Origin of the sequence: Pseudomonas oryzihabitans NBRC 102199, assembly GCF_000730625.1 — a bacterium.
GTDB lineage: Bacteria > Pseudomonadota > Gammaproteobacteria > Pseudomonadales > Pseudomonadaceae > Chryseomonas > Chryseomonas oryzihabitans.
The window spans coordinates 168150-182297 of record NZ_BBIT01000019.1 but is presented as its reverse complement, the minus strand read 5'-3'; the positions used below and the strand labels follow the sequence as shown (position 1 = coordinate 182297).

Below are 14148 nucleotides of genomic sequence, written 5' to 3'. Positions count from 1 at the left end.
CGTGGGCAAGCTGAACCAGATCATCGGCGACGTGCGCCTGTCCGCCGATGCCCTGGCCAGTGCCTCGGAAGAGATCTCCGCCACCGCCCAGAGCATGAGCCAGGCCAGTACCGAACAGGCCGCCTCGGTCGAGGAGACCAGCGCCAGCGTCGAGCAGATGTCGGCCTCCATCGCCCAGAACACCGAGAACGCCAAGGTTACCGATGGCATGGCCGGCAAGGCCGCGCGCGAGGCCAACGAAGGCGGCGAAGCGGTGGGTGAGACCCTGGTGGCCATGAAGACCATTGCCGAGAAGATTGGCATCGTCGACGACATCGCCTACCAGACCAACCTGCTGGCGCTCAACGCGGCCATCGAGGCGGCCCGCGCCGGCGAGCATGGCAAGGGCTTCGCCGTGGTGGCCGCCGAGGTGCGCAAGCTGGCCGAACGCAGCCAGATCGCCGCCCAGGAAATCGGCACCGTGGCCAAGAGCAGCGTGGCCCTGGCCGAGCGCGCCGGGTCACTGCTCGACGAAATGGTACCGTCCATCAGCAAGACCTCCGATCTGGTACAGGAAATCGCCGCTGCGTCCGAAGAACAGAGTAGCGGAGTCACTCAGATCAATAGCGCCATGCTGCAACTCAACCAGATCACTCAACAGAACGCCTCGGCCTCGGAAGAGCTGGCCGCGACCGCCGAAGAAATGAGCGGTCAGGCCGAGCAGCTGCAGCGCCTGATGGGCTTCTTCCACACTGGCGAGGGTCGTGCAATCCAGGACCTGGAGCGTGCCATCGAGCAGACGCGCCCGGTCGCCAGCCGCACGGCCCAGCCAACCTCGCGTCGTCCGCAGATGGCCGCGGGCGGCCTGCCGGACGGTTACGTCCGCTTCCCGGAGTAATGGCTTCATGACAGCCCTGACCCTTGGCGACATCGCCCACGAACACCTTGGCCATCAGCACCTGACCTTCGTGGTGGATGGGGAAACCTATGCGGTGGATACCCTCGCGGTACGCGAGATCATCGAGTTCGGCCAGCTGACCCAGGTCCCGCTGATGCCGGCCTGCATTCGCGGGGTGATCAATCTGCGCGGCGCCGTGGTCCCGGTGGTCGATCTGGAAGCCCGCTTCGGCGGGCGACCGACCCGGGTCGGCCCGCGGACCTGCATCGTCATCCTGGAAGTGTGCGCCGACGAAGACACCCAGGTGCTGGGCGTGGTGGTGGATGCGGTGAGCGAGGTGCTGGAAATCGCCGCGCCGGACATCCGTCCGGCGCCGGCCTTTGGCAGTCGCCTGGCGCCGCACTTCATCGCCGGTATGGTCAAGTCCGAGGACGGCTTCCTGACCCTGCTCGACGTGGCCCAGGTACTGGATGTGCAGGAACTGGCGAGCCTGGCCCAGGCCGCCAGCTGAGAGATTCCGCATTGCATGGGCGACGGTAACCGGCGCCTCTAAAACGAAACAGTCGTAACCGGCGCCGGAGGCGCTTCCACCATGCTGAACACTCTTCGCGTCTCGACCAAGCTGGCGATCGGTTTCGGTGCCGCCATCTTCATGCTCTTGCTGACGATCGGCGTCGCGATCCTGAACATGGAGAAGATGAAGGAAGCGGCTGACACCATGTCCCAGCGCAACTTCCCACTCACCGTGCTGGCCAATACCCTGTCGCGCAATACCCTGGATTCCGGCCGGCTGATGCGTAACCTGCTGCTGCAGGACACGGTCGAGGCGCGCGCCAAGACCCTGGACGACATCAAGCGGGTCCGCGCGGAAAACGCGGATATCCTGGCTGACCTGGGCCGACGCGTGCAGAGCGATGAGGGCAAGCGCAAGCTGAATGCGATCGTCGAAAGCCGTCAGCGACTGCAGGACAAGTACGCTGAATTCTTCCGCCTCCTGGATACGGATCGCGCCCAGGCCCGGGACTTCCTGCTCAACGTCTTTGCGCCCAACAACAATGAACTCGTGGCTGCCGCCAATGCCCTGAATGAGCATCAGGCCCAACGCATGGTTTCCTCGGGTGAAGAAGCTACTGCCGCCTACATGGATGCCCGCAATCTGATGATCGTGATAGGTACGGTGGCAGTCCTGATCTCCATCCTGCTCGGCTACCTGATCACCCGCAGCCTGATCCGGCAGCTGGGTGGCGAGCCGGCCTATGCCGCCGAGGTGGTGCAGCGCGTCGCCCGCGGTGACCTGAGCGTCGAGGTAACGACCCGCGAGGGCGACACCACCAGCATGCTGGCCGCGGTGCGCACCATGACCACCACCCTGGCGCAGATCATCAGTGACGTGCGCAGCTCGGCCGATGGCCTGGCCAGCGCCTCCGAAGAGGTTTCGGCCACCGCCCAGAGCATGAGCCAGGCCAGCACCGAGCAGGCCGCCTCCGTCGAGGAAACCAGCGCCAGCATCGAGCAGATGTCGGCCTCCATCGCCCAGAACACCGAGAACGCCAAGGTCACCGACGGCATGGCCGGCAAGGCCGCGCGGGAAGCGGACGAGGGCGGCCAGGCCGTGCGCGAGACCCTGGTGGCCATGAAGACCATCGCCGACAAGATCGGCATCGTCGACGACATCGCCTACCAGACCAACCTGCTGGCGCTCAACGCCGCCATCGAGGCCGCCCGTGCCGGGGAGCACGGCAAGGGCTTCGCCGTAGTGGCCGCCGAGGTGCGCAAGCTGGCCGAGCGCAGTCAGGTCGCCGCCCAGGAAATCGGCACCGTGGCCAAGAGCAGCGTGGCCCTGGCCGAGCGCGCCGGATCCCTGCTGAGCGAGATGGTGCCTTCCATCAACAAGACCTCCGACCTGGTGCAGGAAATCACCGCCGCCTCCGAAGAGCAGAGCGCCGGGGTCGAGCAGATCAATGGCGCCATGCTGCAGCTCAGCCAGATCACCCAGCAGAACGCCTCGGCGTCCGAAGAGCTGGCCGCCACCGCGGAAGAGATGAGCGGCCAGGCCGAGCAGCTCCAGCAGATGATGGAATACTTCACCCTGAGCGGTTCGCCGGTGGCCCAGCAGGTCACCCGTCCCGGTGCCAAGCACTCGGGTCCGAGCCTGGCCGAGCGCGCTTCGGCACTGATCGATTCACCCCGGCGTGCGCCCCGTGGCAGCGTGCCGGCCGGTTTCGCCCGTTTCGAGGAGCAAGCCTGATGCTATTGCGCCAGTTTCTGACCTTTCAGCTCGCCGGTGATCTCTACGGCGTGAACACCAGTTGCGTGCGGGAGATCATCGAGTACGGCGCGGTCACCACGGTGCCCATGCTGCCGCCGGCGATCCGTGGCGTCATCAACCTGCGCGGCGCCGCCGTGCCGGTCATGGACCTCGGCGTGCGCTTTCGCAACGAGGTGACCGAGACCTCCCGCCGCAGCTGCATCGTGGTGCTGGAGATCCAGGTCGACGGCGGCCCCCAGGTGTTCGGCATCGTGGTGGACGCGGTCTGCGAGGTGCTGGAGATCGCCGCCGACGGCATCGAGCCGGCGCCGCGCTTCGGCGCCTCGATCCGCACCGACTTCATCCTCGGCATGGCCAAGCAGGGTGCCGGTTTCGTCATCCTGCTCGACATGGATCGGGTCCTGGGCGCAGACGATCTCGCCCAGCTCGCCGCCATGACGGCTGCCTGAGTCGCGAACCATGGAACTCCCCGCGCTGACCGACAGCGAATTCCGCCAGTTTCGCAGCTTCATCTTCCGGGTCGCCGGCATCAGCATGTCCGATGCCAAGCGCCCGCTGGTGAGCGGTCGCCTGGCCAAGCGCGTGCGCCAGCGCGGCACGCCCAGCTACGACGCCTATTTCCAGCTGATCCAGCGTGACCAGGCGGAATGCCAGATGGCGGTCGATCTCTTGACCACCAACGAGACCTACTTCTTCCGCGAGCCGAAGCACTTCGACTTCCTGCGCGAGCAGGTGCTGCCGAACTGGGACAGACGCCAGCCACTGCGGCTGTGGAGCGGCGCCTGCTCCTCGGGGGAGGAGCCCTATACCCTGGCCATGACCCTGGCCGAAGGGCTGGGCGAGCGCCCCTGGGAAATCGTCGCCTCCGACCTCAGCACCCGGGTGCTGGCCAAGGCACGCAACGCCCAGTATCCGCTCGCCGAAGCCGAGAACATCCCGCCGGCGCTGTTGCGGCGCTATTGCTTCAAGGGCGTGGGCGAGAACGACGGCACCTTTCTGGTGGATCCGCGGCTGACCGCGCGGATCGCCTTTCGCCAGATCAATTTGAACAACTCGCTGCCGGAGCTGGGCACCTTCGACATCATCTTTCTGCGCAACGTGATGATCTACTTCGACGTGCCCACCAAGCGCCAGGTGGTGGCCCGTCTGGTTCGCCACCTGCGACCCGGTGGCTACTTCTTCGTCAGCCATTCCGAGAGCCTCAACGGGGTGACCGACGCCCTGAAAATGGTCAGTCCTTCCATCTATCAACGTCCGCTCTAGCCATGGCAGCCGCGCCGGAACTGTTTCTGCGTCCTGGCGACTGGTATTTCGGCCAGGGCGATTTGCGGATCCGGACCATCCTGGGCTCCTGCGTGTCCTTTGTCTTCTGGCACCCGCGGCGGCGCCTCGGCGGCATGACCCATGCGCTGCTGCCCACGCGCCAGCGCGCCGCTCCCGGCGCGCCCGCCGACGGCCACTATGTCGACGAATCCCTGCAATTGATGCTGGGGGCGATCGCCCGCCACGGCGGTGATCTCTCCGGCTACCAGGTGCACCTCTACGGGGGTGGCAACATGTTTCCCCAGCTTCTGCGCGGGCGCGTCCGCAACATCGGCGACGTCAATGTCGAGGCGGCGCTGGCGCAGCTGGCCCAGGCCGGTATCCATTCGGTGCGGACCCATGTCCGCGGCGCCGGCCATCGCAAACTGTCCCTGGACCTCGTCGACGGCCGGGTGCTCATGCAACAGGTGGAGCTACCCTATGTTCCGCCGCTTACGAGACTTACTCCATGAACAAGATCAAGGTCCTTATCGTCGACGACTCCGCCGTGGTGCGGCAGGTGCTCGCCCAGAGTCTCGCGGAGGATCCGGCCATCGAGGTGCTGGGGGTCGCTGCTGACCCGGTGTTCGCCCAGGACAAGATGCGCAAGCAGTGGCCCGACGTCATCGTGCTGGACGTGGAGATGCCGCGCATGGACGGCATCACCTTTCTCAAAAAGATCATGGCCGAGCGCCCGACCCCGGTGGTGATCTGCTCGACCCTGACCGAGAAGGGCGCCGCCACCACCCTGCAGGCCATGGCCGCCGGGGCGGTCAGCATCGTCACCAAGCCCCAGGCCAACCTCAAGCAATTCCTCAAGGACGCCTCGGACGACCTCACCAGCGCGGTCAAGGCCGCCGCTCGGGCCAATCTCAAGCGCCTGGCGCCGCGTGGCGTGCCGGTGGTGCCGACGCCCAAGCTCAGCGCCGACGCCATCCTGCCGTCCGGCGGCAGCCCGGCCATGGCGCGCACTACCGAGCGCATCGTCGCCCTGGGCACCTCCACCGGCGGCACCCAGGCCCTGGAAGCGGTGCTGACCTCGCTGCCGCGGGTCTGCCCCGGCATCGTGGTGGTCCAGCACATGCCCGAGCGTTTCACCGCCGCCTTCGCCGAGCGTCTGGATCGCCTCTGTGAGCTGGAAGTGCGCGAAGCCCGGCATGGCGATCGGGTCCTGCCGGGACGGGTGCTGATCGCGCCGGGCGGTCGCCACATGCTGCTCAAGCGCAGCGGTGCCCAGTACCAGGTGGACGTGGTCGACGGCCCGCCGGTCAGTCGTCATCGCCCCTCGGTGGACGTGCTGTTCCGCTCGGTGGCGCGGGCCGCGGGCAGCAATGCCCTGGGGATCATCATGACCGGCATGGGCGACGACGGCGCCCGTGGCCTCAAGGAGTTGCGCGAGGCCGGTGGCCGTACCCTCGGCCAGGACGAAGACAGCTGCGTGGTCTACGGCATGCCCAAGGAAGCCATGAAGCTCGGTGCGGTGGAGCAGGAGATCGGCCTCAACCAGCTCGCCGCGGCCATCCTCAAAGGTGGGGTCTAGACGAACTTGCGGGGCAGGCGGGACTCCAAGCGCGAGCACGCGAGGAGAGCCCCATGTTCGACATCTGCCACTGGATCAACGAGCCCGAAACCTGGCTGGCCGAGCCCGAGCGGCTGCGGGTCATCACCGATCGCCACAGTGACTTCTGGAACCACACCCACGACGGCAGCGAGCGTCACAGTGGCCACTTCTTCGGCGCCCGGGTCACCAGCGGCTTCACCGCCCAGCTGCGGGTGGCGGCGCGCTGCAAGAACCAGGGCGACCATGCCGGGTTGATGGTGCGGATCGACGAGCAGCACTGGCTGCGGGCCGGCATCGGCTACTTCGACGATACCCCGCAATTGCTCAGCGTCCTGACCCTGGGACGCTCGGATCTGGCCGTAGGCGCACCGCTGGGCGAGCGCGAAGAGCTGTGGCTGAGGATTACCCTGACCCAGGGCACCCTGCGGGTCCAGGCCTCGCTCGACGGTCAGCGCTGGCCGCTGCTGCGCCTGGCCAGCCTGCCCGTCGCCGCCGAGTACCGGGTCGGCCCGGTCTGTGGCACCCCGGAGCGGGGTGGCATGGAGGTGGCGTTCAGCGACTTCAGTCTGCAGGCCCCGCTGCAGCGAGGCCTGGCCGATCTGAGTTGAGGCGGGGAGGGCGACTCAGCCGACGGTGACGGGGGGCAGTTCGACCTGCTGCACCTGCACCGGCTTGCGCGGGGCGACCACCTTGGCGACCCCGTCGACGACCTTGTCGCCGTGCTGGTTGAACACCCGGGTGGCCAGGTTCACGCGAAACTTCGGCAGCTTTTCCAGCACCTCGATTTCCACCGTCAGGGTATCGCCCAGCTTGACCGGCTTTTCGAAGGTCATGGTCTGGTCGACATAGAGGGTGCCCGGGCCCGGCAGGTTGCAGGCCACCGCGGCGCTGATCAGGGCGCCACTGAGCATGCCGTGGGCGATGGGCTCGCGAAACAGCGTCTTGGCGGCGAATTCGGCGTCCAGGTGCAGCGGGTTGCAGTCCCCGGAGAGGGCGGCGAACAGCAGCACATCGCGCTGCTCGATGGTGCGGGTCACGGTCACCGTCTGGCCGATCTCGAGGGCTTCATAAGGGATGTTTTCGGTCAGGCTCATGACGCGCTCCGGCAGCTGTGACAAGGCGGCGGACGCCGCGAAGCCGGGCATTCTACCCAGGCTCGCCGCCCGAGGCTAATCGACGCCCGGAAAAGCCCCGAGAGAAGGTGACCATAAGTGACCATCTGGTCATTAGGTGACGTTCAGGGCGGATATTGATGCTGTTGCGGGCAGGGCAAAGCTGCTAGGCTCGCAGGGCCGGTTCAGCGCTGATCACGGCACTCCAACGAACAATAACCATAGAGCGGGAGCGGGCTGCATGATGCCGAATTTCTGGAGTGACAAATATCCCGAGGGCATCCAGACAGACATAGACCTGGACCGTTATCGCAACGTCCTGGCGGTATTCCGCGAGGCCTGCCAGACCTATGCAGAGCGCCCGGCGTTCAGCAACCTGGGCCGCACCCTGAGCTACCGCGAACTCTATGAGCTGTCCGGTCAGTTCGCCGCCTACCTGCAAAAGCATACCGACCTGCAACCCGGCGATCGCATCGCCGTGCAGATGCCCAATGTGCTGCAGTATCCGGTGGTGGTCTTTGGCGCCATGCGCGCCGGCCTGGTGGTGGTCAACACCAACCCGCTGTACACCGCCCGCGAGATGCAGCACCAGTTCAAGGATTCCGGCGCCCGGGCGCTGGTCTGCCTGGCCAACATGGCGCACCTGGCCGAACAGGTGCTGCCGCAGACCGACATCCGGCACGTCATCATCACCGAGGTCGGCGACCTGCTGCCGACCTTCAAGCGCCTGCTGGTCAACGCCGTGGTCCGCCACGTCAAGAAGATGGTGCCGGCCTATCGCATTCCCCATTCCATCCGCTTCGTCGATGCCATGACCAAGGGCGAGCACGTCGATTTCATCGACGCCGACCCGGCGGCCGAGGACGTCGCCGTGCTGCAGTACACCGGCGGCACCACTGGCATCGCCAAGGGCGCCATGCTGACCCACCGCAATCTGGTGGCCAACATGCTGCAGTGCCAGGTGCTGATGACCAAATACCTGGGCGGCGGCGCCCAGGTGATGATCGCGCCGCTGCCGCTCTATCACATCTATGCCTTCACCATTCACTGCATGGCCATGCTGATCCAGGGCAACCACAACGTCCTGATCACCAATCCGCGCGACCTGCCGGCGCTGGTCAAGGAACTGCGGCAGTGGCGCTTCAACGGCTTCGTCGGCCTCAACACCCTGTTCGCCGCCCTGTGCAACAACGAGGATTTCCGCCAGCTGGATTTCTCCCAGCTCAAGGTGACCTTTTCCGGTGGCATGGCGCTGCAGCAATCCGTGGCTCTGCGCTGGGAAGAGGTGACCGGCTGCGGCATCTGCGAAGGCTACGGCATGACCGAGACCAGTCCGGTGGTGAGCTTCAATCCGCTGGAGCGGCGCCGGCTGGGCACCATCGGCGTGCCGGTGCCAGGCACCGACTGCAAGGTGGTGGATGCCGATGGCGTTGCCCAGAGCTTCGATACCCCTGGCGAACTGTGCGTCAAGGGCCCCCAGGTCATGAAGGGCTACTGGCTGCGTCCCGAGGCCACCGCCGAGGTGCTGGACGCCGAAGGCTGGCTGCGCACCGGCGACATCGCCGTGATCGAGCCGGATGGCTATCTGCGGATCGTCGATCGCAAGAAGGACATGATCCTGGTGTCCGGCTTCAACGTCTATCCCAACGAGCTGGAAGAGGTACTCTCCCAGTTGCCCGGGGTGCTGCAGTGCGCCGCCATCGGTATCCCCGACGAGGTGGCGGGGGAGAAGATCAAGGTGTTCGTGGTGCCCAAGCCCGGTGCGTCCCTCACCACCGAGCAGGTGCTCAAGCACATGCACGACAACGTCACCGGCTACAAGCGACCCAAGCTGGTGGAATTCCGCGACAGCCTGCCGACCACCAACGTCGGCAAGATCCTGCGTCGCGAACTGCGTGACGCCGAACTCAAGAAGGCGTAACAGGACTTCACTATGTCCCCCGCGCCGCTACCTCTCGTCGACTGGTAGCGGTGCCACCGGTTTCCAAGCATGGTTTTCGCAAGAGGTTCGGGTATAAACCGCAGGCGGCATTTTGCCGTCACCTCTCCGACCTCTTTCCTTGAGGACACACCATGCGAATTAGCGTACGCCAGGCCGTGCTGGGCCTCTTCCTGCTGGGCTCCAGCGTGCTCGGTCAGGTCCAGGCCGGTGAACCCATCCGCGTCCTGTTCGTGGGCAACAGCTACACCTTCGTCAACGATCTGCCGGCTATGGTCCGTCAAATGTCCGTCGACGCCGGTCAGTCGCGCCCGCTGGACGTCAAGCATGTGACCTTCAGCGGCGCCAGCCTCGAGGAACACTGGAAGCGCCACGACGTGCAGGACGAGCTGGCCAAGGCCAACTACGACTACGTGGTGATCCAGGACCACAGCATGATGCCGGTGAAGAATCCGGACCTGACCCGTCAGTACGTGCGCCTGATCGCCGACCTGGCGCGCAAGGACGGTGCCCAGCCGATCCTCTACCTGACCTGGGCCCGGCAGAACAACCCGACCATGCAGGCGCAGCTGGACAGCGTCTACACCCCCCTGGCCAAGGAAACCGGCGCGCTGCTGGCCCCGGTGGGCCAGGCCTGGCAGAAGGCCCTGGCCGATCAGCCGCAACCGGGTCTGTTCCTGCCCGACGGCAGCCACCCGTCCTTTACCGGTACCTACCTGACCGCCTCGGTCTTCTATGCGCTGATCTACGGCACCCGTCCGCCGCTGCCGGCCGCCGGCGAAAAGATCAAGTTCGATCACGCCGATCCCGCCGATCTGCAACAGGACGCCTGGAAGGCCCTACAGTCGCTGGACATGGCCCTGCGCACGCCGCCGGCCAAGCTGAACGTAGCCAGCGTCCAGGCCAAGCGCTGAGTCCGTTCCGCCGCTGCGCGCCGTCCGGCCGCGCAGCGGTTTTCCGCCCGCCGTTCTTGTAAAGCCCCGCCGCACCCCCCAACTCTTTTACACTTACCGGTCCAACCGACCGCCGTCGAAAGAGTTTCATGACCGATACCCCCTCCGTTGCCCGTCTCGCCGCCAACCTGGATCAGGCCTTCAACGCCGATCGCCATCGCCTGAGGCGCCAGCTCCAGGCCCTGCAGAAACAGCCTGATCCGGCCCGCGAAGCCCAGTGGCTGGAGCGTTTCCAGGCGTCCTGCGCCAAGGTCGAGGCGCGGCGCGCCAGCGTGCCGACCATCCGTTACGACGACGCCCTGCCGATCGCCGCCAAGCGCGAGGAGATCAAGCGCGCCATCGCCGGCCACCAGGTGGTGGTGATCGCCGGTGAGACCGGTTCGGGCAAGACCACCCAGCTGCCCAAGATCTGTCTGGAATTGGGCAGGGGTGTGCAGGGGCTGATCGGCCACACCCAGCCGCGCCGGCTGGCGGCGCGCAGCGTGGGCGCCCGGGTGGCGGAGGAACTGGGTTCGCCGCTGGGCGAACTGGTTGGCTATCAGGTGCGGTTCGAGGATCAGAGCACCGATGCCACCCTGATCAAGCTGATGACCGACGGCATCCTGCTGGCCGAGACCCAGCACGACCGCTTTCTCGAACGCTACGACACCATCATCGTCGACGAGGCCCACGAGCGCAGTCTCAACATCGACTTCCTGCTGGGCTTTCTCAAGACCCTGCTGCCGCGTCGCCCCGATCTCAAGCTGATCATCACCTCGGCCACCATCGACCTGGAGCGCTTCTCCCGGCACTTCGACGGCGCGCCCATCGTCGAGGTGTCCGGGCGGACCTATCCGGTGGAGACCTGGTATCGCCCCCTCAGCGCCGAGGTGGACGAAGACGGCGAGCGCCTGGTGGACGATCTCTCGGTGGACCAGGGCATCCTCCAGGCACTGGACGAGATCGAGGCCCATGAGCGCAGCGTCGGTCAGCGTCCGGGCGATGTCCTGGTGTTCCTGCCCGGCGAGCGCGAGATCCGCGACTGCGCCGAGGTCCTGCGCAAGGCCCAGCTGAAATTCACCGAGGTGCTGCCGCTCTATGCGCGCCTGACGCCGGCCGAGCAGCAGAAGATCTTCCAGCCGCGTCCGGGGCGCAAGATCGTGCTGGCGACCAACGTCGCCGAGACCTCGCTGACCGTGCCCGGCATCCGCTACGTGATCGACAGCGGCACCGCGCGCATCAGTCGCTACAGCTATAGAGCCAAGGTCCAGCGCCTGCCCATCGAAGCCATCTCCCAGGCCAGCGCCAACCAGCGCAAGGGCCGCTGCGGCCGGGTCGAGCCGGGCATCTGCATCCGCCTCTACAGCGAAGAGGATTTCCTTGGTCGACCGACCTTTACCGATCCGGAGATCCTGCGCACCAACCTGGCGGCGGTGATCCTGCAGATGCTGCATCTGCGCCTGGGTCGCATCGAAGACTTCCCCTTTATCGAGCCGCCGGATGGCAAGGCGATCAAGGACGGCTTCACCCTGTTGCAGGAACTCTCGGCGGTGGACGTCGAGGGGCGCCTGCTGCCCCTGGGGCGCCAACTGGCGCGTCTGCCCGTCGATCCGCGCCTCGGCCGCATGCTGCTCGAAGCGACCGAGCAGGGCAGCCTCGCCGAGGTGCTGATCGTCACCAGCGCCCTGTCGGTGCAGGACCCGCGCGAGCGCCCCGCCGACCGCCAGACCCAGGCCGATCAGGCCCATGCCCAGTGGAAGGACCCGGATTCGGACTTCGCCGCCCTGGTCAATCTCTGGCACGGTTTCGAAGAGCAGCGCCAGGCGCTAGGCTCCAACGCCCTGCGCAGCTGGTGCCGCAAGCACTTCCTCAACTACCTGCGGCTGCGCGAGTGGCGCGATGCCCATCGCCAGCTGACCCTGCTGTGCCGCGAACTGGGGCTCCAGGCGCGCAAGGCCGACAGTCCGGCGCCGGCACCGGCGGAAGTCGGCAACCGACCTGCGCCGACCACCGACAAGCACGTCAACGCCAAGGCCCAGCAACAGGCCGAAGCCAGCGAGGCGGCGGTACGCGCCCGTGGCTATGCGGCGCTGCACAAGGCCATTCTCGCCGGCCTGCTCAGCCAGATCGGCCAGAAGAGCGAAGACGGCGACTACCTGGGCGCGCGCCAGCGGCGCTTCTGGATCCATCCCAGCAGCGTCATCGGCCGCAAGAAACCCAACTGGATCATGGCCGCGGAGCTGGTGGAGACCACCAAGCTGTTCGCCCGTATGGTGGCCAAGATCGAACCGGACTGGATCGAGCCGGTGGCGGGCCACTTGGTCAAGAAGACGCACCTGGAGCCCCACTGGGAGAAGAAGCGCGGCCAGGTGGTGGCCTATGAGCAGGTTACGCTCTATGGCCTGATCGTGGTCGGCCGCCGCCCGGTGCACTTCGGCCCCATAGATCCGCCTGCCGCCCGCGAGCTGTTCATCCGCGAAGGCCTGGTACGCGGCGAGATCAACAGCCGCGCCAAGTGCCTGGCCGCCAATCGGGCGCTGCTGGAGCGGCTGGACGAACTGGAAGCCAAGGCCCGCCGCCGCGACATCCTCGCCGATGAGGAAACGCTGTTCGACTACTATGCTGCGCGTCTGCCGGCGGACGTCTACCAGACCGCCACCTTCGACAGCTGGTACCGCCGCGAGAGCGCCAGGCAGCCCGACCTGCTGATCATGCGCGAGGAAGACGTCCTCGCCCGCGAAGCCAGCGAGGTGACCGCTGCCCAGTATCCGGACACCCTGCGCCTGGGCGAGCTGATTCTGCCGCTGTCCTACGAATTCGACCCGACCCATCCGCGCGATGGCGTCACCCTGCGGGTGCCGGCGCCGCTGTTGCCGCAGCTGCCGCCGCAGCGCCTCGACTGGCTGGTGCCGGGATTGCTCTACGATCGCTGCGTGGCCCTGGTGCGCAACCTGCCCAAGGCGCTGCGCAAGAACTTCGTCCCGGTGCCGGATTTCGTTCGCGCGGCGTTGGACAAGATCCCCTTCGGCGAGGGCTCGCTGCACGAGGCCCTGGGGCGCGAATTGCAGCGCATGACCGGCGCCCGTATTCCCGACGAGGCCTGGCCGGAAGCCGAGGCGGGTCTCGATCCCCATCTGCGTATGAACCTGGAAGTCGTCGATGCCCAGGGCAAGCCGCTGGGCGAAGGCCGCGACCTGGCCGAGGTGACGGCGCGCTTCGCCCAGGAGAGCCAGGCGGCTCTGGCCCTGCCGACCCAGAAACGCCAGGAGCAGCGCCCGGTGGAGGCCAAGGCCTTCGCCGAAGTCGCGGCCAAGACCCAGCAGCAGGTGGCCGGCCTTTCCATGACGGTCTATCCGGCGCTGGTGGACGAGCAGGGCACGGTGCGCGAAGGCCGCTTCGCCACCCAGGCCGAAGCGCGCTACCAGCATCGCCGCGCCCTGCAGCGACTGCTGCTGCAGCAACTGGCGGAGCAGGCCAAGTTCCTGCGCGGCAAGCTGCCCGGCCTCACCGAACTGGGCCTGCTGCACCGCGAACTGGGTCGGCCGGAAGCCCTGGTGGAAGACATCCTGCTGGCCAGCCTGGACGCGGCCATCCTTGCCGACGACGCCGAGCTGCCCCGCGATGGCGCCGGCCTGGCTTCACTGGCCGAGCGGCGCAAGGGCGGCTGGACCGAGCAGGCCGAACGGATCGCGCGCCTGACCCTGGAAATCCTCAAGCTCTGGCATGGCCTGCAGAAGAAATTCAAGGGTCGCATCGACCTGGCCCAGGCGGTGGCGCTGAACGACATCAAGGCGCAACTGTCCAGCCTGGTCTATCCCGGTTTCGTCCGGGATACGCCGCTGGAATGGCTCAAGGAGTATCCGCGCTATCTGAAGGCCATCGAGCAGCGCTTCGACAAGCTCGGCAGCCAGGTGCAGCGCGATCGCGTCTGGAGCGGGGAGCTGGCCGGGCTCTGGGAGCAGTATCGCGCCCGCGCCGCCAAGCATGGCCAGGAGGGCAAGCGCGACGCCAATCTGGAGCTCTATCGCTGGATGCTGGAGGAATACCGCGTATCCCTCTGGGCCCAGCAGCTGGGCACGCGGATGCCGGTGTCGGACAAGCGATTGAACAAGCAGTGGAGTCTGGTGGAGGCCTAGCGCGGTCATCCATCGGAACC

General features: G+C 66.6%; 11 protein-coding genes and 1 pseudogene. 11 read left to right on the top strand and 1 reads right to left on the bottom strand.

What is annotated here, in order from left to right; all coding sequences use genetic code 11:
- Nucleotides 1-7: 7 nt before the first annotated feature.
- The 8 genes and pseudogenes from POR01S_RS24415 to POR01S_RS19595 form a co-directional block, all read left to right on the top strand.
- Nucleotides 8-877 (top strand): annotated as a pseudogene (locus tag POR01S_RS24415) (methyl-accepting chemotaxis protein); the annotation flags it as partial.
- Between the two features lie 7 nt (nt 878-884).
- Complete coding sequence (locus POR01S_RS19625) at nt 885-1388, top strand: chemotaxis protein CheW (RefSeq protein ID WP_042137833.1); 504 nt, start codon at nt 885-887, stop codon at nt 1386-1388.
- Nucleotides 1389-1469: 81 nt separating this feature from the next.
- Nucleotides 1470-3125 (top strand): methyl-accepting chemotaxis protein, encoded by a 1656-nt coding sequence (locus POR01S_RS19620; RefSeq protein ID WP_042137831.1) that lies wholly within the window; start codon nt 1470-1472, stop codon nt 3123-3125.
- Nucleotides 3125-3595 (top strand): chemotaxis protein CheW, encoded by a 471-nt coding sequence (locus tag POR01S_RS19615; RefSeq protein WP_027601273.1) that lies wholly within the window; start codon nt 3125-3127, stop codon nt 3593-3595. The genes POR01S_RS19620 and POR01S_RS19615 overlap by 1 nt, the downstream gene beginning before the upstream one ends.
- 10 nt (nt 3596-3605) lie before the next feature.
- Nucleotides 3606-4409, top strand: coding sequence for a CheR family methyltransferase (locus POR01S_RS19610; RefSeq protein WP_027597646.1), 804 nt, complete (start codon nt 3606-3608; stop codon nt 4407-4409).
- A gap of 2 nt (nt 4410-4411) precedes the next feature.
- On the top strand, nt 4412-4921 hold the full coding sequence (locus POR01S_RS19605; protein ID WP_042137829.1) for a chemotaxis protein CheD: 510 nt from the start codon (nt 4412-4414) through the stop codon (nt 4919-4921).
- The gene (locus POR01S_RS19600; RefSeq protein ID WP_042137827.1) at nt 4918-5988 is read left to right on the top strand and encodes a protein-glutamate methylesterase/protein-glutamine glutaminase; all 1071 of its coding nucleotides are present in this window, start codon (nt 4918-4920) and stop codon (nt 5986-5988) included. The genes POR01S_RS19605 and POR01S_RS19600 overlap by 4 nt, the downstream gene beginning before the upstream one ends.
- A gap of 53 nt (nt 5989-6041) precedes the next feature.
- Nucleotides 6042-6617: a DUF1349 domain-containing protein gene (locus POR01S_RS19595; RefSeq protein ID WP_042137825.1), complete on the top strand. Its 576-nt coding sequence runs from the start codon at nt 6042-6044 to the stop codon at nt 6615-6617.
- 15 nt (nt 6618-6632) lie between these two features.
- On the opposite strand, the gene POR01S_RS19590 is transcribed toward POR01S_RS19595, so the two are convergent.
- Nucleotides 6633-7103, bottom strand: a complete 471-nt coding sequence (locus POR01S_RS19590; protein WP_042137823.1) for a MaoC family dehydratase — start codon at nt 7101-7103, stop codon at nt 6633-6635.
- Nucleotides 7104-7362: 259 nt separating this feature from the next.
- Between POR01S_RS19590 and POR01S_RS19585 the strand changes: the two genes are divergently transcribed.
- From POR01S_RS19585 to hrpA, 3 genes are all read left to right on the top strand, one after another.
- Nucleotides 7363-9042, top strand: coding sequence for a long-chain fatty acid--CoA ligase (locus POR01S_RS19585; protein ID WP_042137821.1), 1680 nt, complete (start codon nt 7363-7365; stop codon nt 9040-9042).
- Between the two features lie 152 nt (nt 9043-9194).
- The gene (locus POR01S_RS19580) at nt 9195-9974 is read left to right on the top strand and encodes an SGNH/GDSL hydrolase family protein (RefSeq protein WP_007162139.1); all 780 of its coding nucleotides are present in this window, start codon (nt 9195-9197) and stop codon (nt 9972-9974) included.
- A 128-nt stretch (nt 9975-10102) separates the two neighbouring features.
- Complete coding sequence (gene hrpA / locus POR01S_RS19575) at nt 10103-14128, top strand: ATP-dependent RNA helicase HrpA (protein WP_042137819.1); 4026 nt, start codon at nt 10103-10105, stop codon at nt 14126-14128.
- Nucleotides 14129-14148: the final 20 nt, after the last annotated feature.

Coding starts and splice junctions, on each gene's coding strand:
- POR01S_RS19625 (WP_042137833.1), top strand. CDS start 885: ATGACAGCCCTGACCCTTGGCGACATCGCCCACGAACACCTTGGCCAT.
- POR01S_RS19620 (WP_042137831.1), top strand. CDS start 1,470: ATGCTGAACACTCTTCGCGTCTCGACCAAGCTGGCGATCGGTTTCGGT.
- POR01S_RS19615 (WP_027601273.1), top strand. CDS start 3,125: ATGCTATTGCGCCAGTTTCTGACCTTTCAGCTCGCCGGTGATCTCTAC.
- POR01S_RS19610 (WP_027597646.1), top strand. CDS start 3,606: ATGGAACTCCCCGCGCTGACCGACAGCGAATTCCGCCAGTTTCGCAGC.
- POR01S_RS19605 (WP_042137829.1), top strand. CDS start 4,412: ATGGCAGCCGCGCCGGAACTGTTTCTGCGTCCTGGCGACTGGTATTTC.
- POR01S_RS19600 (WP_042137827.1), top strand. CDS start 4,918: ATGAACAAGATCAAGGTCCTTATCGTCGACGACTCCGCCGTGGTGCGG.
- POR01S_RS19595 (WP_042137825.1), top strand. CDS start 6,042: ATGTTCGACATCTGCCACTGGATCAACGAGCCCGAAACCTGGCTGGCC.
- POR01S_RS19590 (WP_042137823.1), bottom strand. CDS start 7,103: ATGAGCCTGACCGAAAACATCCCTTATGAAGCCCTCGAGATCGGCCAG.
- POR01S_RS19585 (WP_042137821.1), top strand. CDS start 7,363: ATGATGCCGAATTTCTGGAGTGACAAATATCCCGAGGGCATCCAGACA.
- POR01S_RS19580 (WP_007162139.1), top strand. CDS start 9,195: ATGCGAATTAGCGTACGCCAGGCCGTGCTGGGCCTCTTCCTGCTGGGC.
- hrpA (WP_042137819.1), top strand. CDS start 10,103: ATGACCGATACCCCCTCCGTTGCCCGTCTCGCCGCCAACCTGGATCAG.